Below are 19,565 nucleotides of genomic sequence, written 5' to 3'. Positions count from 1 at the left end.
GGTACAGAATGACAAAACATATTACGGATTGTACGATTCTGAACAACGGCGTGACGATGCCATGGCTGGGATTTGGGACCTATCGAGCAAAAGGCGAAGAAGTACAGCAAGCGGTGGAGACTGCATTGGAAGTCGGATATCGGAGCATTGATACGGCGTCCGTTTATGGAAATGAAGAGGAAGTTGGACAAGCTATTGCGAGCAGCGGTATCGCCCGGAATGAGCTATTTGTGACAACCAAGCTGTGGAATGAGGATCAAGGGTTTGATTCGACCTTGAGAGCATTTGAGGCCAGTCAGAAGGCGCTTGGATTGAATGTCATTGATCTATACTTAATTCACTGGCCTGGCAGAGACCAGTATAAGGAGACGTGGAGAGCATTCGAACGTCTATATAGCGAAGGAAGCGTACGTGCCATTGGTGTAAGTAATTTCGAAGTACACCATCTGCGCGATATCATAGATGAAGGTGGAACGGTGCCTGCAGTGAATCAGGTGGAACTGCATCCAGGTCTGATTCAACAGGAGCTGCAGGATTTCTGTGGGGAACAGGGCATTCAACTGGAGGCATGGAGCCCGATTATGAGAGGCAAGCTGAACAAGGAATCGGCTTTGAAAAGTCTGGCCCAGAAATATGGGAAAACACCGGCACAGGTTATTCTGCGCTGGGATATTCAGAACCAGATTGTGACGATTCCGAAGTCGGTTACGCCTGAGCGAATTCGCGAGAATGCGGACATCTTTGATTTTGAATTGACTCCGGATGAGCTGAAACTGATCGATGCGCTGGATTCGGACAAACGGACGGGACCGCACCCGGATCAGCTGTTTTGGGATTGAGCATGCAGCTCGATTGTTCCGGTTACGGATCGTTCTTCCGATCGCTGTTGTCTCCAAATTTTTTGTTTCAATATTCAAAAGGTGAAAATTTGGAGACAAAGGCGAACGCTGCGCTTCTTCAGAATCGATTCCGTCCCCTCCACTGCAACTGTTTATCAACCACTAAAACTTTATAATGAGCTTGAATTGTAGAGTGTAAAAAAGCAGCAGGTTCAGGGATAACCCTTGATCCTGCTGCTTTTGTGTTATTTGGATTGATCAGGTTGCGGAACCTCGCAGCCGTCTTCTGTGCATACTCCGCTGCCATCAGTGTCAGTGGTGCTGGACTCCACCATGGTGAAAGGGGAGAGTTCGTCCCATGCTTTCTGGATAGCGTCAAGGAACACCTCATCCGGTTGAGCGCCAGATACAGCGAACTTGCGGTCAAATACGAAGAAAGGAACACCCCGAATGCCCAACTGCTCACCTTCGGCTTGGTCGGCACGAACCTGTTCTGCGAATTGATTGCTCGACAATACTTCTGCTGCTGCATTGCGATCCAGACCCACTTCTTCAGCCAACTCGATCAGGACATCGGTATTGCCGACATGTTTACCTTCGATGAAGATTGCTTGAAACAGTCGTTCGCTCAGCTCAAGCATTTTCCCTTGTGTTTCTGCCCAATGGGTCAGGCGGTGAGCAGAGAAGGAGTTGGTAGGGATCATCTCATCAATGTTGTATTCCAGTCCAGCCGTGCGAGCATTGGCATTCATCTGGGCATTCATTCCACGTGCCTGCTCCACACTCATATTGTATTTGGCAGCCAGATATTCTGCGTTGGTCTTGCCGCTGTTCAATTCAGCATTTGGATCGAGTTCAAAACTTTTGAACTGTAATTTCACTTCATCACGGTGTGGGAATTGTGCCAGTACATTCTCCAGGCGACGTTTGCCAATATAACAGAAAGGACACATAAAGTCGGACCATATTTCAATATTCATCATTAAAACCTCCATCATTTATAAATGAAACCAATACAGTTACAATTATATAGCGACTTTCTAACATTCGCAAGGTCGTGGTTACAGCCAGCTACCAAAAAAAGAAAGTGCTGAAGCGTGCAACGGATTGCAGCCTCAACACTTATCGTTAAACTTGCTACTTTTCCCGGTATGCCTTGGTCCAATGATAAGGCTGGATTTCGTCCAATCTCTTGTATATTATAGCTCCATCCGGATCGTACACGGCAGCCTTCACATCTTCTCCCCAGAAAAACAATCGTTCCTGGCACACACCACAAGGGGTGAGAACCTTGAATTGCGAGTGCTCATCGTCGCGTGCCACACAGATTGAGTGGGTGACCCGCTCGTTTAATTTGTGGGCTTCCAGATAGGCCCCTGTTTCCATACACAGGTGCGTGGCGTCATTAATTACTTCTGGAGCTACGCTGATTAAGAGCGAACCTGCTTCGGTATATACAGCCGCCGCGCCGCCCCACCCTTGAGGGTAGCGAAGTTTGACAAAGTTAGCAGCTTCTTCGAACAGCTTTTGTTCAATATTGTATGGGACTGGTTGTGCTGTCATGGTCATGAATTAGCTCCATTTCATTATAGTGTCGGGTTAAATTTTAATATGAAGTATACAGTTACGTCAGCGTGCCTTTCCGTATCTGTTAGGGTGCGGATTCAGACGTTTGCCCCTTGCGAAAACGTGAGATCAGGTCAAACGTGTTGACTGTATCTGACACATGCAGTCGCATTGACGCTTCATCATAACCAGATCGGCAAGCATTAATATCCGTTTTGGCGCCCGTAGACAGATCGTAACAGGAGCCCCTGTCATACAGGTAATCATCTGAAGGGATATAGAACAAGGAGCTATCAGTGAACGCACCAGTGCGCAATACCACCATGCGGGAGGAACCGTCGTACACATCGTTGCCCATATGGTAGTAGGATTGATCTGATATACCGAGCAGATGCAGAACGGAAGGTGTAATATCCAGCTGTCCTGCTGGCTCGTCAATCGTTCCGGCTCCGGCTCCGTCGGGCAGATGCACCAGCAAAGGCACTTCGTTCATAATTTGCTCCATATCCAGATCGTTCAGCGAGCGTCCGAAAAATTTCTCATATTGTGGTTGTTCCTTAATGGAATTATCGTGATCCCCATAGAACATGAAGATCGTTTTGTCCCACAACCCCCGATTTTTCAGGTCTTCCACCATGCTGCCGAGTGCAGAATCGACGTAATGTACGGATTGCAGATAGTCTCCAAACATCGTTCCTTGGAATTCCCCGACATCCAGCTGTTGTTTATCTTGGGGTAATGCGTATGGATGATGACTGGTCAGTGTAATCAGGAATGAATAGAACGGCTCGGTAACCTCATTGCTCATTTTCTCAACCGATTGGCGGAAAAAGGACTCGTCCGACAGGGACCAGCCAAGCGGGTCATCCTGTTCATAATCATTTTTACTGTAAAACTTGTCATACTTCATATTCTGATACATCGTATAGCGATTCCAGAATCCACTCTCATAGGCATGAAATACATTGGTACTGTAACCGTGATCCTTCAATATAGAAGGCAGGGAATCATAGCTGTGGTCTGCGTAACGGACAAAAGCGGACCCAACCGACAGTGGGTGCATCGAAATATTCGCCCCAAAGTCAGCATCTGATGTACGGCCCTGACCTGTCTGGTGATAAAAATGACTGTAGTACTGGCTTTCCTTCATCAGCTCGTTAAAATGAGGCGTGATTTCCTGACCGCCAATGCTCTGACCAATCATGAAATTCATGAAGGCTTCGCCTTGAACAATGATGACATTGCTGTCTTTGTACTTGCCGAACATCGCATCCTTCAGAGGCTCAGCCTGTTGTCTGTTGGCAAAAAAAGCTTTCGCCTGCTCCAGATCTGTAGGATCGACCTGGGGCCCAGAGCCCAGATGGTCTTTGGCGTAGTTGTATAGATCATAGCCATGAAAAGCAAGAAGTCCAGTAACATTATACATGGACACGTTCCACCAGTTGTTATCAAACAAGCCTTTCGCCCAAGTTTTACTATAATAATAAATCGGACCTACCGCGAGCCCAAGACCCAATATTAGAGCAATGCTGCCCGCAGTGAGTCGACGACGTAAGCTTGGTTTGACAGAGCTTGACGAGTAAGAGTTCAATCCACTCGTATATGCGCTGGGGCGTCCACCACGGCGGTGATGTTTACTGAATAGCAGGATCGCTGCGTATGGGGTGATCACAAGCCAATCAACAAAGAACCACAGATCACTGGCGTGGATGAGCGTGGCAATACTATCACCCAGAGCATCGACCTGTCTGGCTTGCATCAACACAGGAATCGTCAGAAAATCCTGAAAGTAGCGATAATAAACCATATCGGCATAGATCAGTGCAGTAAGCAGCAGATGGATTACAACGAGCGATAGGATCATGCCCCGGCGAGGCAGCCACCAGGTCCAGAAGGACAGAAGCAGCAGCGAACCGATGGCAATTACTTTGTCCAGAAGCCCCATCGTGATGTTGTAGGCATGCAGATTGTGATGGAGCCACATTAATTTGAGTAGCATGAGGACAAGAAAAATAAGATATAACGTAAGTGGATGATTCAGAAGCCCGCGCGGCGTAAGGCTGCGTGTTGGCTTAGTGACAAACATATATGTCTCCTCCCAGATGAATGGTTTTGTTTTGTTAACGGAATGTAAAAATAGGGCTCCATCCATTATAGCGTGGTGTCATGGCTTTTCAACTATGCCCTGGGGAGAAATACTTCATACGGAAGCAGCATCACCAAGATCAATTCTATGTCTCCTGGAATACATACAAAAAAAGCGCCCCGGCCGTGGAAGGCAAGGGCACTCTATCATGACAATGATGTTATTGTTCTGGTGTTTTATTTCGTGGAGGCAGTGGGCCCAAATACTGATAATATTGGGTTTCAATACGTCCATTGAACAACTTACGGCGCTTGTCTGCCTTGTGGCCGAAGTCTTCCTCGAACGATTTGGTCGACGTGATGGCAAAAAAGGACCATGTCGGCATATCGAGGTAACTGCGCCCTAAAGAACGCAGTAGCTTCTGCACTTCTTTCTCTTCACTCAAGCGTTCACCATACGGAGGGTTGGTAATAATGACACCATATTCACCCTGCGGTCTTGCTCGATGAGCAGGCAGGACGCTGACTTCAATGTCTTTGGCGAAGCCGGCACTCTTGATTGCTGCCTTTGCTACCTCAATCGCTTCCGGATCGATGTCGCTGCCCGAGATTTGCAATGGAATATCGTCGCGAACCGCGTCAAATGCTTCTTCGCGCGCTTTCTCCCAAAGCTCTTCAGGAATGACAGCCCAGTTCTCGGAGTTAAAGGTGCGACGCAGTCCTGGTGCAATGTTCCAGCCAATCATGGCGGCTTCAATCAGCATGGTACCTGATCCGCAGCATGGATCATAGAAGGGGCGGGATACATTCCAGCGACTGAGCTGAATAAGCGCCGCAGCAAGTGTTTCTTTAAGCGGAGCTTCGGTTACCAGTTTACGATAACCCCGTTTGTGCAGCCCGGGTCCGGTTGTATCTAAAGTAAGCAGGGCGCGATCGTTCAACAGAATGACCTCAATCACATAACGAGACCCGTCCTCGGGGAACCACTCCGTGTCATAAGTCAGCTTCAGTTTTTCTACGATGGCTTTTTTCACGATTCCCTGTGAAGCCGGCACGCTGCTTAGCTGAGATTTGTGGGAGCGACCTTCAACCGGAAATTCGCCATCGGCTGGAATCCAATCCTCCCAAGGTAATGCTTTGGTACCTTCAAACAATTCATCGAATGTTGTAGCAGGGAATTCACCCATTTTGACCAAAACGCGATCCGAACTTCTTAGCCACAGATTACACCGGCAAATATCAATATAATCTCCAGTGAAGTAAACCCGTCCATTGTCGATCGTAGCATCCTCATACCCCAGTTGTTTCAGTTCCCGGGCGACAACAGCCTCGAGTCCCATCGCCGAGGTCGCGATCAATTGCAATTGAGCCATGTGATTCATTTCAACTCCATTTCAAGCCGGAGAAGGGAACTCCTTCTCTCCGCTGTATAGTAACGGTGCGGCCTTGCCGCTTTCCGTGAAAAAACTTACAATGAGAAATGCGATGAGCTTATGCATTCATCTCTTAGAGGTGATGCGGCAGTCAACCGCCTGTGTTTGACAACAAACATTTATTATAGAACATTGGCATCCATATGGAAAGCAGACCAAGTGTCCAAGGAGGATTTTAGCGGTGAATCTGACCCCTGACGAATATGTAAATCAATTATTTCAAGAGGATGATCTCTTGTTAAAGGTAAAAGAAGTCATCCGATCGAACGGCATGCCGGAAGTTTCGGTGGCAGCGGCCTACGGGCGTTTACTCACTTTTCTCGCGAAAACTTCGAAAGCGGAAGCCGTACTCGAAATCGGTGTCCTGGGCGGATACAGCGGTATCTGTCTTGCTCGCGGTTTAAGTGATGGAGGAACCCTGACTTCGCTGGAATTGAAAGAGGAATACGCAGCGATGGCTCGGGGCCATCTGGAGGAAGGTGGCTTTGGGGATAAGGTCGAATATCGAATTGGACCCGCAGCCGACAGTCTGGAGCAACTGGTGCAGGAAGGACGTACCTTCGATTTCTTCTTCATTGATGCGGATAAGGAGAATTATCCTGTTTATCTGGATTATGCCATTAAGCTCGCGCGGCCAGGGGCGGTCATTGTGGGAGATAACTGTTTCCTGCGCGGTCGTACGCTGAATCCGGATAAGCAAGGACCGGCTGTGCTTGCCGTTCGTCGCTTCAATGAGCAGATGGCAAGTGATCCGCGCCTTGTAACGACCATGCTGCCGGATTATGATGGTCTGGCTCTGGCCTGGGTGAAGTAAGAAAGCTACCGATGGCCTTTCGTTGAATGGAAGGTCGCCATATTGCATCATTACGGGTTGAAAAAATAAGAGACGATCATTCCCTGATCAACAGGGGATGTGTCGTCTCTTGTTTTATTTTCCAGAATATAAAGGATGAGATCTTCTTAAACTTCCGGCGTACCGTAAGTCTCGAACCATTTTTTGATTGTATCGAAATCATCGCTGAAGGATAACCCGAGCATGAGCAAAATGCGTGCTTGTTGAGGACTGAGGTTGTCACCAGCGATAACGCCTTTCCCTCCGCCATATACACTGCCTGAACCTGTCCGAGTGGTCATTACGAAGATTACGCCATCCTCCACTGCTTTAGTACGTGCTTGTCCCATGGCTTTCGAAATCCCGCCTGCTCCGGTACCGGACGTTACGATTCCTTTGGCTCCACCACGAACAAATCCTTCAATGGCTTCTCCACCAGCTTCCTGATAGGAAACCGCAATTTCCACTTTGGCGAGATCTGCCTTCGTGATTTTGCTCAGGTCAAATGCCGGCTTCAATGTACCTTCAGGCTTCAAAGCGCGTGCGGGAGCACGGTAAATTCGAATATTTTCTTCATCAATATAACCTACTGCACCAAGCATCGGAGTTTCGAACGTATCAGTTCGATAATCATTCGTTTTGGTCACCCCGCGTGCCAGTTGAATGGTATCGTTCAACATCAGCACGGTCCCAAATGAAGTGGTGCGTCCGCTGCCTGCGAGCTTGATGGCGTTGTACAGATTGGCTTGTGCATCCGAGCCGATAACCGTCCAAGGGCGCATAGACCCTGTAATGACAACGGGTTTATCACTTTGAACGGTCATGTCAAGGAAGTAGGCGATCTCCTCCATGGTATCTGTACCGGTGGTAACTACAACGCTGTCATATTGAGCCAGAGCCTTGTCTACTGTCTGTGACAGGTCATAGAGATCAGCCATAGTATAAGATCCTGAACCTGAATTTCCGAATTGGAGTGTGCTAACATCTGCAATCTTCTGTTTGTCCGGTAAGGCGTCGACCATTTCCTCGATCGGGAGTGTACCCGCCTTATAGTTCTGGAAGCTGGTCGCATCCTCGGATTGACCTGCGATCGTACCACCCGTTCCAATGACCAGAACATTAGGCAGAGCGGATTGTTTGAACGAATCCGATAGAGCAGGGATGGTTGTATTGCGAGCCGGAGTGGATGATGTGGTCTGAACTGCACTGGTTGTACCGCTCACTTCTACCGTAGCTGCCTGAGCAGCATAGGTTCCGATTGGGGACAGGGAGATGGTTAGAGCTGTCAAAGCAGCTGTGCTCCATACAGCCCAAGGACGAAGATTTGAAGTTTTTTTCATGAATAGCACTCTCCTTCATGTTAGTTTCGTGTGATGTTTTTTGAGGGTAATATGTATATGAATTAAAACGATTGTATTTCATGTTAAATAATATGACAATAGTAGATATAGGTAGAGTAATCGGTTACATTGATAGATATGTAGAGTATATAGCTTATTTATAAGGTTTTATGGATAAATATAAGAAGAGGTATAAAGAGGAAGAGCTATATAAAAGCATATTCAAAATAGTTTTGTGTCATATTTCATTACATATGAGTCTTTTGTCCTGATAGAATTTAGAAAGGTTTTTGGGGAAAGTGTTGCCGGAGCGTGCATAGCAGAAGTGATCTTATACAAAACGGATCTCGGACCGAATAAGTTAGCAAAACTTGGCGATTTTTGTAATGCGTTCTAGGAAAAGAGGCTCAATTATTGCCAAATATTTGTATGGACTTAGCGTTGAGTCTATAATATAGGGTGATTTCAATATGTAAATAAATATATATTAATGATTGGAGGAGAAACGATGAACCGAGCACCGAGAAAGTATGCCAATTACATTCCGATCCGGGAACTGGAAGGGGTGGAACAACAATTATCTCCCTTCCAGGTGTACGCTGAGCTTCGTGACAACACTCCAGTCCGCTATGACAACCATCGAGAATGCTGGGATGTTTTCGGTTATGATGATGTGCAATATGTGTTGAAAAACCCCAAACTGTTTTCTTCTGAACGTGATCGTGCTAACGCCAGTATGCTCACTACCGATCCGCCGAAGCACAAGCAACTGCGGGATCTGGTTAATCAGGCGTTTACACCAAAAGCAATCGAAGCATTGGCTCCGCGTATTCAGGAAATTGCGGATGAGTTACTGACTCCACATTTTTCAGGAGGTCGTATGCGGCTTATCGACGATCTTGCCACTCCGCTTCCGGTCATTGTGATCGCCGAATTGATTGGAGTCCCTGCCGCAGATCGCCAGAAGTTCAAAGACTGGTCTGATGCACTGGTGAAGGGTGCGCGGGATGATAGTGATGAAGCTTTCCAGGAGTTGATGGAAGAAAAGAGACGGAATCAACAGGAACTGGCGAGCTACTTCACGGCCATCATGGAAGAAAGACGTCAGCAGCCAAAGGATGATCTGATCTCTTTGCTGCTGGTTGCGGAGATTGAAGGGGAGAAGCTGACCGCAGAGGAAGTGGTCGGGTTTTGCATATTATTACTTGCTGCTGGCAATGAAACGACGACCAATCTGATTACCAATGCCGTACGTATTCTGTCAGAAAAGCCTGAGCTTCAACAGCAGCTGCGAGAGCACCCTGAACTTATTCCCTCTGCGGTAGAGGAAACATTACGCTATTATCCGCCGATTGTGGCTATTGGGCGTATTGCCAAAGAAAACGTGGAATTGAACGGACAACCAATCCAGGCAGGAGAACAGGTGATATCCTGGGTGGGATCGGCCAACCGGGACAGCGCTAAATTTGAACAGGCAGAGGAGTTTGTGCCTGACCGCAAGCCGAACAGACATATGGGTTTTGGGTTTGGTATTCACTTTTGTCTTGGTGCGCCGCTTGCACGACTTGAAGCTAGGGTTGTTCTTGAGACGATGCTTCGGCAAATGGAAGATATACAGTTGGAGCCGGGAACCGTTTTGCAGCCGATACAAAGTGCCTTTGTATTTGGTGTGAAAGAATACCCGATTCAATTCGCAAGCCATCAGAATCAATGAATAAACGTTGAGGTTTGGTCCAATTGAACAAAAAATGCCAAAAGCCGCTTTCATTGCCCAATGGGCGCTGAAAGCGGCTTTTTAAGAACAAATATCTTTTAGATTCAAGCTTTAGGATTCTCTGATCAGAGGAGGTTTATTGTACAGTTTGAGTCTCACCCACACCATGTTGAGTAACAACAGTCCACCGGAAACGATGAACAGTCCTTCGATGCCAATAAACCCGGCCATAAAACCGCCGATTACGGCTCCAAGCATGTTCCCCAGCGCAAGTGTGCTCGTATTAAAGCTGAACGCCCGGCTAATCATGCTATCTGGTGTATAGGAGCGAATGAGCGCGTTGACACTTGGAAGCAGTCCACCCATGAACACACCCATCATGAACCGGACGATGATGAGCTGCCATACCGTCTGCACGAAAGCCTGAGGTATAAGCATAAGCCCGGTCCCTATAAGAGAGAACGTAAGTATTTTGTGTGAACCTACCCTGTCACTGAGCTTCCCAAGAATCGGGGACATGGCCATGTTGGATAGTCCCGTGACTGCGCCGACAACTCCAGCCCAGAAGGCGACGTTCACATCCGAACCGTGTAATTTCTGTACATACAGCGGCAAGAGTGACATCGGGCTGATCATGGCAAATTGCAACAGGAACGTTACAGCGAACAACGCAGGTAACTGGGGTGACTTGTTGAGTTCCTTCAAACCGGACAATACGGATTGTTCCGGCAGTTTGGCCGCTTCCTTGCGGTCAAATTTCTCTCGGACCAGGAACATGGCAAGCATTGAAGCCACGAAGATCAGTCCGCCTGTAATATAGAAGATAGGGCGGAAGCCCACTGCATCAGCCAGTAAACCACCGATCAGCGGACCCAGAATTGTACCAGCCACCTGACCGGACTGGCTGATACCCATGGCGAAACCCATTCGATCCTTCGGTGTTGTACCCGAGATTAACGAAACCGCTGCTGGATTGAAACCGGAGATCGTACCGTTGAGCAGTCTTAATAAAAGGAGCTGCCATGGGCTCTGTGCAAAACCCATCAGGGCGATAACGATCGCCATCCCGAAACCTGAACGCAGCAACATAATTTTTCGGCCGTATTTGTCAGACAATTTGCCCCACAAGGGCTGAAACAAAAATGAGGTGAGGAAGTTGGCAGCAAATATAAATCCCGCCCATATGCCAATTTCATGCTCACCAACCACGCCAAGATCCTTGGCGAGATAAAGGGACAAAAACGGGGTGATCATGGTCATGCCCGAGTTGACCAGAAATTGTCCGAACCAAAGCACAATGAGGTTTACTTTCCACGTTTTCAAAGTGCTTTCACTTCCTTTCCGATCGTTTCTGCAACGTTTCAAAAAAACACGATTCTTTCATTATAACATAATTGGCATATGGATGAGGGGATGTAAGGAATGTCATAGTATTGTCATCGGAACAGATCGACACGTGGTTGTTACCGCTCTTCAAAAAGGGCATAATGTTATTTATGAGTCCAAAAACTATTGGAGGCTTCTTACATGAGCTATAATGATCGTCTGATTCAGGCCAGCTTCAAACAGCAAGTGGACCGTGTTCCGGTGTGGTACATGCGTCAGGCTGGGCGTTATGATCCCGAATATCGCAAGATTAAGGAAAAGTATTCTTTGCTCGAAATTTGCCGTCAACCTGAGCTAGCAGCTGAAGTTACACTCATGCCGGTACGCAAACTCGGTGTGGATGCGGCTATTTTGTATTCCGATATTATGAATCCGGTTGCTTCGCTCGGTATAGATTTTGATATTGTTAAAAATATTGGACCTGTTATAGACAATCCAATCCGCACGGCGGCAGATGTGGATCGTTTGCGTCCCATTGATGTTGAGGGAGACCTGTCTCATATACTGGAGACGATTCGAATTCTGGACAAGGAACTGGATGTACCCTTGATTACGTTTGCCGGTGCACCTTTTACCATCGCCAGCTATTTGATAGAAGGCCGACCTTCCAAAGGGTACATACGGACGAAAACGATGATGTACAGTGAACCGGAAGTATGGCATAAATTGATGCAAAAACTGGGCGATATGGTGATTACATATGTCCGTGCACACATTGCGAACGGCGGCAAGGCATTCCAATTGTTCGACAGCTGGGTAGGCGCGCTTTCGCCAAACGACTTTAGAACGTATGTGTTACCGACGATTACTCGTATCTTTACCGAATTATCGGATTTGAATGTACCGAAAATTTATTTCCCGGGTGTCGCTTCTGGTGAATTGCTGCCAGCCCTTCATGATCTGCAAGCTGATGTGATTGGGTTGGATTGGAGAGTATCGATCTCGGAAGGACGTAAACGACTGGGTGGAAAATTTGCTGTGCAAGGCAATTTGGACCCTTATGTGCTGACTGCACCGATGGATCTGATCAAGCAGCATGCCAAATTGATTATTGACGAAGGCATCAAAGAGCCGGGGTATATTTTCAACCTGGGGCATGGACTATTTCCTGAAGCATCTTTGGATAAATTAAAAGAACTCACGGCGTATATTCATGAATATTCTGCTGAAGCATTGAAGACTGGAGTGACGGTTACTAATGACTAATACGGTAGGTGTACTGGTGATGTCGTATGGCACACCTGAGAATATGGAAAGTATTGAAGCGTATTACACACATATCCGGAGAGGACGTCCGCCTGAACCGGAACAACTGAAAGAACTGACCGACCGTTATGAAGCGATCGTTGGGGGCGTATTCCCTCTTCGAGAAAACACGGATAATCAGGTTAAGGCCCTTCAGGAGACGTTAAACAAGGATGATCGTTCCAATGAGGTTGAATTCCGTTGTTATCAAGGGTTAAAGCATGCGTATCCGTTCATTGAGGATGGCGTGGAACAGATGGCGAAGGATGGAATTCAGACCGCAATAGGCATCGTACTGGCACCGCATTTCTCCACGATGAGTGTAGGGAGCTACATCAAGCGCGCTCGTGAGAAAGCGGAAGAACTGGGAATCCAAATGTCCTTTATTGAGAGTTACCACCTGCATCCGAAATTAATTCAAGCTCTTTCCACACGTGTTAGCGCTAAATTGGATGCTTTCGAGGAAGCGGGAGCCAAACGTGGGGATGTACGAGTGTTGTTCAGCGCACACAGTCTGCCTGCGCGAATTGTGGATATCGGTGATCCATATCCGCAGCAACTGCTGGAGACTTCGGAAGTTATTGCTTCGCGTTTAGGAATTACCAACTGGCAGTTTACGTGGCAAAGTGCCGGGCGGACGGCGGAGCCATGGCTGGGCCCTGATATTCTGGACACGCTTCAGGATCTTGCTCGTGAACAGGTAGAAGATGTGCTTGTAGCACCAATTGGATTCGTATCGGATCATCTGGAAGTGCTCTATGATCTTGATATTGAGGCCAAAGCGATTGCCAAAGAGATCGACATGCGCCTCATGCGTATCGATTCTCTCAATAGCGACCCGCTTTATATGGAAACATTAAGTGACGTCATTATTAACCAATGGCAGCAAGGAACGGATATGTAATGGAAGACCATAAACGTCGTGTCGTTGTTGTCGGCGGAGGTCTGACCGGCCTAAGCGCGGCATTTTATATCCGGAAGCATTACCGGGAAGCAGGGGTTGAACCTGTAATTACCTTGGTTGAGAAAAGTTCCTCCATGGGTGGCATGATTGAGACGCTGCACCGGGATGGTTTTGTCATTGAGAAGGGGCCGGATTCTTTCCTTGCCCGCAAAACGGCGATGATTGACTTGGCTAAAGAGCTGGAGATGGATCATGAGCTGGTCAGTCAAAACCCGGAATCCAAAAAAACGTACATCATGCAGCGTGGCAAGTTACATCCCATGCCGGCAGGACTCGTACTCGGTATTCCGACGGAGTTGAGACCGTTTCTGAGAAGCGGTCTTGTATCTCCGGCAGGCAAGCTGCGGGCATTAATGGATTTTGTCATCCCTCCCCGTCGCACAACGGAGGATGAATCGCTCGGTTATATGATTGAGCGCCGCCTTGGAGCGGAAGTGCTGGAAAACCTCACTGAGCCGTTGCTTGCAGGCATTTATGCAGGTGATATGCGACGATTGAGTCTTCAGGCAACCTTTCCGCAATTCGGCGAGGTGGAGCGGGATTATGGTAGTTTGATCCGGGGGATGATGACTGGCCGCAAACCGGCAGAGACTCATACGGGAACGAAGAGAAGTGCTTTTCTGAACTTCCGGCAGGGCTTGCAGAGCCTCGTTCACGCGCTTGTACATGAATTGCAGGACGTGGATCAACGTCTGAACACTTCAGTGCAATCCCTGGAGGTTCAGACTGGAGATGCGGCCAGATATAGCATTCAACTGGGTAACGGCGAGCGTCTTGAAGCGGATGATGTAGTCATTACCGTGCCTACGTATGTTGCATCCGAACTGCTACAGCCTCACGTGGATACAACGGCTCTGGATGCGATTAACTACGTATCGGTGGCGAATGTGGTGCTGGCTTTTGAGAAAAAAGATATCGAACACGTATTTGATGGGTCCGGTTTCCTCGTTCCGCGCAAGGAAGGCCGCAATATTACAGCGTGTACTTGGACATCAACCAAGTGGCTGCATACCAGCCCGGATGATAAAGTACTGCTTCGTTGCTATGTTGGCCGTTCGGGAGACGAGCAGAACGTGGAACTCCCGGATGATGCGCTGACGGATCTGGTACTCAAGGATTTGCGTGAAACGATGGGCGTAGAGGCTGTTCCGATCTTCTCGGAAATTACTCGGCTTCGCAAATCCATGCCGCAGTATCCGGTAGGTCATCTGCAGCAGATTGCAGCACTCCGGGAGGAGCTTGGCAGCAAATTGCCGGGGGTGTACATTGCGGGTGCTGGTTATGAAGGTGTAGGGTTGCCTGACTGTATTAGACAGGCGAAAGAAATGTCAGTTCAAGCTACGCAATTACTTGCTGCACAATAATTAACGTACATGGCTGTCTCAAACGTAGAGATATTCTACAGCGGAGACAGCCTTTTTTTACGCCAAAACGTGAAAAGCAGAGAGAAGTGAATTCTTTCTATGCTTACAGTTCCAAGGAATTATGGAAATCCAGAATATGCCTGATATAATATGATAAGGATTGCTGTGAAGAAGAGGAGCTGCCTATGTATCCCCCAAGATCAAAACGAAGTGTACAGAAGAAAAAAGTAAAACGTGCCCGCAAACGGTTGGTCTGGATCATTAATCTGGTATTGATCGTGGCCATTGGACTCGTCTGCCTCTATTACGCAGTAGGCATGAAGGAACAGCAAGTTGACCCGGAAGGGAAAGAAACGGTTGTGAATCAGGAGCCTGTGAATGAAGAGGGTGCTAAGGGCGGTGATCAGGTAAGTTCACCTGATACGGATTCGCAGGCAGGTAATACTTCGACTGAAGGACCGAATGGTTCTGATGAACAGGTAGCTGAAAATTCCGACGATAAGTCGGGTGAGGAAAAAACGGATGCTACAGGCTCCGAGGCAAATGGAAAGACAAATACAGGAACGACTAAACCGAAGGATACTCCCGCTTCTTCCGGCTCAAAGGAGAGTGAAGGTACAGGAACTGGGGCGACTCAGCCATCTAATTCGGCGAACGATGTAACCATCAACTTTGTTGGGGACATCCAGTTCTCGGGAAAAGTTGCTGAACTGCTGGATAAGAACGGGTATGATTATCCCTTCGCGAAGCTTGGTAACCTGTTCAAGAACGATGATCTGACGATCGGCAACCTTGAAACGCCTGTAACCCTTAATGGGACTGATGCATTGGATAAAACCTATGTATACAAATCTTCGCCAAAAGCACTCGCTGCCATGGCTTCAGCTGGTTTTGATGCGGTGAATCTGGCCAATAATCATATCCTTGATCAGGGCGTTGAGGGTCTGGTCGATACGCTGGCGTATCTGAAGGAATATGGTATTGCACATGCTGGTGCGGGAATGAACCAGGATGAAGCTTATACACCTGCTTATCTGGAACGCAAGGGCATAAAAATTGCATTTCTGGGTTTTAGCCGGGTAGTACCGAAAGAGAGTTGGAAAGCGGAAGGTAATCGAGCAGGTGTTGCCGAAACCTACGATTCTACAGGTGCAGTCAAGGCGATTCAGGAGGCCCGTAAAAAGGCTGACCTGGTCATCGTTGTTGCACATTGGGGAGAGGAACGGGTCAGCACACCGAATAATGATCAGACTCGACTGGCGCATGAATTTGTAGATGCCGGAGCTGATCTGGTTATAGGCGGGCATCCCCATGTCTTGCAAGGGGTGGAGTATTACAAAGGCAAGTGGATTGCATATAGTACAGGCAACTTTATTTTCTCGAAATCAACGACAGAGGAAACGTGGAAAACAGCGGTTTTTCAGGCGAACTGTAGTAAGGAAGCTAAATGCAGCATGAAGGTTATTCCTTATGAGGCTGGGCTGGGTCAGGCAATTCCGATGTTGGATGAAGCTAACAAACTGCTGCTGGAGCAGATGACGCAGCTTTCGCCAGGTATTCGTTTTGATGCGAATGGAGTTGCATCACCAAGTTGAAGTCTATTTTTGGAGGAGGGATGGAATGAACAACCTTTGTGTTGCACACCGTGGATTTTCGTTCACTGCACCGGAAAATACGATGGCTGCATTTCTGCTTGCCATGGAACAACCTGAAGTTCAGTGGATGGAGCTGGATGTACAGTTGTCGCGTGATGGTGTTCCGGTCGTTATTCATGACTTTACGTTGAATCGGACGACTAACGGTAAAGGACTCGTTCGAGAGACGGACTGGTCAGATATACAACAGCTGGATGCGGGATCATGGAAAGGAAAAGCCTATAAAGGGGAACGGGTTCCCGCTCTTACTGAAGTGCTGGATCGTTGCTGTGGCAAAGTTCGCTTGAATATCGAACTGAAAACGCAAGGAAACATGTATCCTGGTCTGCCGGCAGCGGTTATTCATGAGGTAAGGAAGAGACATATGCAGCATGACGTGGTCATCACTTCGTTTGAACCTACGGCTCTGGTTGAAGTTAAGAAACTGGCCCCGGAATTCAAAACAGGGTTGATTATTGATGCACGGCCAGGTGATCTGGCAGCAGTGCTGCGACAAATGAATTGTAGTTTTCTTTCGATCGGGTACACAAATGTAGACAAATCGCTGATGCGGGAAATGCGTAATGAGGGTATTCAGGTGATGGCATGGACGGTGGATGACAAAACTATCATGAAGCGGCTCGCGGCAATTGACTCGGATCTAATGTTATGTACGAACCGACCTGATGTATGGGAACAGGCTTTTCAGGAAACGAGCAGCCGATTCTTCAGACCGTAATAAAAAGATGAACATGCTCCAACTACGCTAATGAATCCGATAAAGGTGGTCGTAAATCCATGCTGACAAACATTCGCAATGTATACTGTGTAGGACGAAATTATAAACTTCATGCAGAAGAATTGGGCAACGCGGTTCCGGATGAACCGATGATCTTTATGAAGCCTTCCCATGCGGTCGTGCCTTTGAATGGTGATACGCTTCAATTGCCTGCTACAAAGGGTGAAGTACATTATGAGGCTGAACTTGTCGTTCATATTGGCCGGGACTTTGAGCCGGGTATGGCTGTGGATGAATTGATTGATGCGTATGCGTTTGGCATTGATTTTACGTTACGTGACGTACAGACGGTTATTAAGAAAAAGGGGCATCCGTGGACAGCGGCCAAAGGGTTCAAGAACTCCGCTCCGGTTACAGCATTCCAGGCATTTCCGGGCGCTCAGGCACTTCTTGAGAAAGACTTTACACTTACCAAGAACGGTGCCGAAGTCCAACGGGGCAATATTCGTAACATGATCTTCGGCCTTCAGGATATTGTGGATTATGTAGGCCATCATTACGGCTTGGGGCCTGGAGATGTCATCTTTACAGGCACACCAGAAGGTGTTGGACCAACGGCAGCAGGAGATGTGCTTGAACTGGCCTGGGACGGCGAGTCCTTGGGCAAATGCACGATTTCAGCAGTAATTCAGTAAGCACCGTACATCATAGATTCTGCCTACTTAGAGTGAATATGAAATAGGTGAGGGGCGTCTCGACGCTCCTTTTTTGTCATGCCCTCATTCTCTGCCTTAGCCTAAGGGGCTTTTCATTTACGCCAAGTTGTAGGCGGTATTGGCACTCTCCGTTACCAACTCTTCAAGTTCACCGCTTTGCACAGCGTGTTGCTCCGAGCTGATACTTCCACTTACGAGTCGTTGATCTAATTGCTCCTTAAGCTGCCTTATTTGCAATACGATAACCTCATCGAAGTCACCATCATTTTCATCTGCAATCATTCTCAGCGATTTACCTGCGTACAGATCCTGAACCAAATCATCTTCTGACTTTAGATTCAGAGCGCTTAGCAATTCATCTCTGCTCTCGTCTTTGGTATCTATATTAACAATGGACCATTTCGCCAAGGGGATAGGGGATATAGCTGATCTGCCCCAGGCTGTTCCGGCGAAGGACATAGTGACAACCATTGTTCCTACAATCATTACACGCTTCATGTTCATGTGTGTCATCCTCATTTCAATAGTTAAGTACGAGTTGAATCGTAGCTGGTCTTGATGTAACGTTCTGATGATAGTGTAACCGGGAAAGCTGAAGTGAAACTTAAAACCAGATAAGTTAATCCAAATGTGATAGATAAGAGGATAGCGAAAAGTGATTTAAATTCACATTTGACAGGTTGGGTTTCTCGGGGGTGCGACTGGAACTAGGATCACGCATATCCGTTTTATCGCAGTATTAGTACACCTGGTTTGGTAGCTTTCAAAGTTGCCGAATCAGGTTTTTTGTATACTGGCATAGGCAGTTTCGGCATTGGCATCAAACCGTGGTATAATTGAATTTCAAAAATATAAAACGTCATGTGGGCCATATATGTTGCCACATGCAGGAGAACTTATGGACTGGATTATTGGCGCCGTATGCGCTTTTGTTGTGGCGGGTGCTGCCTACGCGAAGAAGTCGCTAACCCTGTCCGGCTGCCTTGCGGCTGTGATGATGGGTACGATATATTATGGAGCGGGCAACCTGTTCTGGTTTGGAACACTGCTGTTGTTTTTCATTACCTCAACGCTGTTCTCCAAATTTCGCAAGGATCGCAAACAGGAGCTTGAGAAATCGTATGCCAAGACAGGCAATCGTGACGCGGGGCAAGTCATGGCTAATGGTGGAATTGGCATGTTTCTGGTTCTGGGGAACTGGATCCTTCCACACCCGGCCTGGATGTATGCTTTTATTGGTGTCATGGCTACCGTTACTTCAGATACATGGGCAACCGAGTGGGGAAGTCTTAGCCGTAAGCCGCCACGCTCTGTCGTGACGTGGAAGGTGCTGACCCCAGGTACCTCTGGAGGTGTTTCATTACTTGGCACACTCGCTGCTGCCATAGGCGGAGCTTTGATCGGCGCGGGGGCGTTCTTCTTTTCCTGGATTGCCGGGATTGAAGGCTTGAGTTTGCTCAGCTGGACGTTTGTCGGCCTTGTAGGTGGATTGGCAGGAGCTTTTGCTGATTCCTATCTGGGCGCAACGGTTCAGTATATGTATCGTTGTACCGTGTGCGGCCGGGAGGTCGAGGTAAATGAACATTGTGGACACAAAACGGTTCGAGCGCGTGGCTGGTCCTGGATGAGTAATGATTTCGTGAACGTGCTCAGCTCGGTGATCGGCGGAGGTTTGGCGATCGCTTTGGGTATCATTTTGGCGTTGTAG

17 protein-coding genes are annotated in these 19,565 nt (G+C 47.8%); 10 read left to right on the top strand and 7 right to left on the bottom strand.

What is annotated here, in order from left to right; genetic code table 11:
- The first annotated feature begins 8 nt into the window (after positions 1 to 8).
- Positions 9 to 839 carry an aldo/keto reductase gene (locus tag QP794_RS00855; protein ID WP_285074522.1) on the top strand — a complete coding sequence of 277 codons (831 nt, stop codon included), beginning with the start codon at positions 9 to 11 and terminating at the stop codon, positions 837 to 839.
- Positions 840 to 1,084: 245 nt separating this feature from the next.
- Here QP794_RS00855 and QP794_RS00850 read toward each other — a convergent pair whose 3' ends face one another.
- From QP794_RS00850 to QP794_RS00835, 4 genes are all read right to left on the bottom strand, one after another.
- Entirely contained in the window at positions 1,085 to 1,819 is a 735-nt protein-coding gene (locus QP794_RS00850) for a DsbA family oxidoreductase (RefSeq protein WP_285075181.1), read from the bottom strand.
- 157 nt (positions 1,820 to 1,976) lie between these two features.
- A complete protein-coding gene (locus QP794_RS00845; RefSeq protein ID WP_285074521.1) occupies positions 1,977 to 2,402 on the bottom strand; it encodes a cytidine deaminase in 426 nt (141 codons plus the stop codon).
- A gap of 88 nt (positions 2,403 to 2,490) precedes the next feature.
- A complete protein-coding gene (locus tag QP794_RS00840; protein ID WP_285074520.1) occupies positions 2,491 to 4,491 on the bottom strand; it encodes an LTA synthase family protein in 2,001 nt (666 codons plus the stop codon).
- A 220-nt stretch (positions 4,492 to 4,711) separates the two neighbouring features.
- Positions 4,712 to 5,863, bottom strand: coding sequence for a THUMP domain-containing class I SAM-dependent RNA methyltransferase (locus QP794_RS00835; RefSeq protein ID WP_285075180.1), 1,152 nt, complete (start codon positions 5,861 to 5,863; stop codon positions 4,712 to 4,714).
- A gap of 241 nt (positions 5,864 to 6,104) precedes the next feature.
- On the opposite strand from QP794_RS00835, the gene QP794_RS00830 reads away from it, so the two are divergent.
- On the top strand, positions 6,105 to 6,737 hold the full coding sequence (locus tag QP794_RS00830; protein WP_285074519.1) for an O-methyltransferase: 633 nt from the start codon (positions 6,105 to 6,107) through the stop codon (positions 6,735 to 6,737).
- 146 nt (positions 6,738 to 6,883) lie between these two features.
- Here the strand turns inward: QP794_RS00830 and QP794_RS00825 are convergent, their stop codons facing one another.
- Positions 6,884 to 8,095 (bottom strand): asparaginase, encoded by a 1,212-nt coding sequence (locus tag QP794_RS00825; protein WP_285074518.1) that lies wholly within the window; start codon positions 8,093 to 8,095, stop codon positions 6,884 to 6,886.
- 508 nt (positions 8,096 to 8,603) lie between these two features.
- On the opposite strand from QP794_RS00825, the gene QP794_RS00820 reads away from it, so the two are divergent.
- Entirely contained in the window at positions 8,604 to 9,809 is a 1,206-nt protein-coding gene (locus QP794_RS00820) for a cytochrome P450 (RefSeq protein WP_285074517.1), read from the top strand.
- A 111-nt stretch (positions 9,810 to 9,920) separates the two neighbouring features.
- Here QP794_RS00820 and QP794_RS00815 read toward each other — a convergent pair whose 3' ends face one another.
- Positions 9,921 to 11,132, bottom strand: a complete 1,212-nt coding sequence (locus QP794_RS00815) for an MFS transporter (protein WP_079345656.1) — start codon at positions 11,130 to 11,132, stop codon at positions 9,921 to 9,923.
- A 204-nt stretch (positions 11,133 to 11,336) separates the two neighbouring features.
- Between QP794_RS00815 and hemE the strand changes: the two genes are divergently transcribed.
- From hemE to QP794_RS00785, 6 genes are all read left to right on the top strand, one after another.
- Entirely contained in the window at positions 11,337 to 12,401 is a 1,065-nt protein-coding gene (hemE, locus tag QP794_RS00810; protein WP_285074516.1) for a uroporphyrinogen decarboxylase, read from the top strand.
- Positions 12,394 to 13,344, top strand: coding sequence for a ferrochelatase (gene hemH, locus QP794_RS00805; protein WP_285074515.1), 951 nt, complete (start codon positions 12,394 to 12,396; stop codon positions 13,342 to 13,344). Before hemE ends, hemH begins: the two co-directional genes overlap by 8 nt.
- On the top strand, positions 13,344 to 14,768 hold the full coding sequence (gene hemY, locus QP794_RS00800; RefSeq protein ID WP_094937451.1) for a protoporphyrinogen oxidase: 1,425 nt from the start codon (positions 13,344 to 13,346) through the stop codon (positions 14,766 to 14,768). Before hemH ends, hemY begins: the two co-directional genes overlap by 1 nt.
- Positions 14,769 to 14,953: 185 nt before the next feature.
- Positions 14,954 to 16,363, top strand: a complete 1,410-nt coding sequence (locus tag QP794_RS00795; protein ID WP_285074514.1) for a CapA family protein — start codon at positions 14,954 to 14,956, stop codon at positions 16,361 to 16,363.
- Positions 16,364 to 16,388: 25 nt separating this feature from the next.
- Positions 16,389 to 17,141, top strand: a complete 753-nt coding sequence (locus tag QP794_RS00790; protein ID WP_079345646.1) for a glycerophosphodiester phosphodiesterase — start codon at positions 16,389 to 16,391, stop codon at positions 17,139 to 17,141.
- A 59-nt stretch (positions 17,142 to 17,200) separates the two neighbouring features.
- Complete coding sequence (locus QP794_RS00785) at positions 17,201 to 17,836, top strand: fumarylacetoacetate hydrolase family protein (RefSeq protein ID WP_285074513.1); 636 nt, start codon at positions 17,201 to 17,203, stop codon at positions 17,834 to 17,836.
- A 117-nt stretch (positions 17,837 to 17,953) separates the two neighbouring features.
- On the opposite strand, the gene QP794_RS00780 is transcribed toward QP794_RS00785, so the two are convergent.
- Positions 17,954 to 18,361, bottom strand: a complete 408-nt coding sequence (locus tag QP794_RS00780; RefSeq protein ID WP_285074512.1) for a hypothetical protein — start codon at positions 18,359 to 18,361, stop codon at positions 17,954 to 17,956.
- A 394-nt stretch (positions 18,362 to 18,755) separates the two neighbouring features.
- On the opposite strand from QP794_RS00780, the gene QP794_RS00775 reads away from it, so the two are divergent.
- Positions 18,756 to 19,565 carry a DUF92 domain-containing protein gene (locus tag QP794_RS00775; protein WP_285074511.1) on the top strand — a complete coding sequence of 270 codons (810 nt, stop codon included), beginning with the start codon at positions 18,756 to 18,758 and terminating at the stop codon, positions 19,563 to 19,565.

Origin of the sequence: Paenibacillus sp. UMB7766-LJ446 (genome assembly GCF_030226665.1) — a bacterium.
Classification (GTDB): domain Bacteria; phylum Bacillota; class Bacilli; order Paenibacillales; family Paenibacillaceae; genus Paenibacillus; species Paenibacillus vandeheii.
Note: the sequence above shows the minus strand (reverse complement) of the source record. Positions and strands in the feature narration are given on the sequence as shown.

What these genes read in the sequence shown, in the direction of transcription:
- QP794_RS00785 (WP_285074513.1), top strand. Translation starts at nt 17,201, where the DNA reads ATGCTGACAAACATTCGCAATGTATACTGTGTAGGACGAAATTATAAA.
- QP794_RS00825 (WP_285074518.1), bottom strand. Translation starts at nt 8,095, where the DNA reads ATGAAAAAAACTTCAAATCTTCGTCCTTGGGCTGTATGGAGCACAGCT.
- QP794_RS00835 (WP_285075180.1), bottom strand. Translation starts at nt 5,863, where the DNA reads ATGGCTCAATTGCAATTGATCGCGACCTCGGCGATGGGACTCGAGGCT.
- hemE (WP_285074516.1), top strand. Translation starts at nt 11,337, where the DNA reads ATGAGCTATAATGATCGTCTGATTCAGGCCAGCTTCAAACAGCAAGTG.
- hemY (WP_094937451.1), top strand. Translation starts at nt 13,344, where the DNA reads ATGGAAGACCATAAACGTCGTGTCGTTGTTGTCGGCGGAGGTCTGACC.
- QP794_RS00790 (WP_079345646.1), top strand. Translation starts at nt 16,389, where the DNA reads ATGAACAACCTTTGTGTTGCACACCGTGGATTTTCGTTCACTGCACCG.
- QP794_RS00820 (WP_285074517.1), top strand. Translation starts at nt 8,604, where the DNA reads ATGAACCGAGCACCGAGAAAGTATGCCAATTACATTCCGATCCGGGAA.
- QP794_RS00850 (WP_285075181.1), bottom strand. Translation starts at nt 1,819, where the DNA reads ATGAATATTGAAATATGGTCCGACTTTATGTGTCCTTTCTGTTATATT.
- QP794_RS00840 (WP_285074520.1), bottom strand. Translation starts at nt 4,491, where the DNA reads ATGTTTGTCACTAAGCCAACACGCAGCCTTACGCCGCGCGGGCTTCTG.
- QP794_RS00795 (WP_285074514.1), top strand. Translation starts at nt 14,954, where the DNA reads ATGTATCCCCCAAGATCAAAACGAAGTGTACAGAAGAAAAAAGTAAAA.
- QP794_RS00775 (WP_285074511.1), top strand. Translation starts at nt 18,756, where the DNA reads ATGGACTGGATTATTGGCGCCGTATGCGCTTTTGTTGTGGCGGGTGCT.
- QP794_RS00855 (WP_285074522.1), top strand. Translation starts at nt 9, where the DNA reads ATGACAAAACATATTACGGATTGTACGATTCTGAACAACGGCGTGACG.
- hemH (WP_285074515.1), top strand. Translation starts at nt 12,394, where the DNA reads ATGACTAATACGGTAGGTGTACTGGTGATGTCGTATGGCACACCTGAG.
- QP794_RS00780 (WP_285074512.1), bottom strand. Translation starts at nt 18,361, where the DNA reads ATGAACATGAAGCGTGTAATGATTGTAGGAACAATGGTTGTCACTATG.
- QP794_RS00845 (WP_285074521.1), bottom strand. Translation starts at nt 2,402, where the DNA reads ATGACAGCACAACCAGTCCCATACAATATTGAACAAAAGCTGTTCGAA.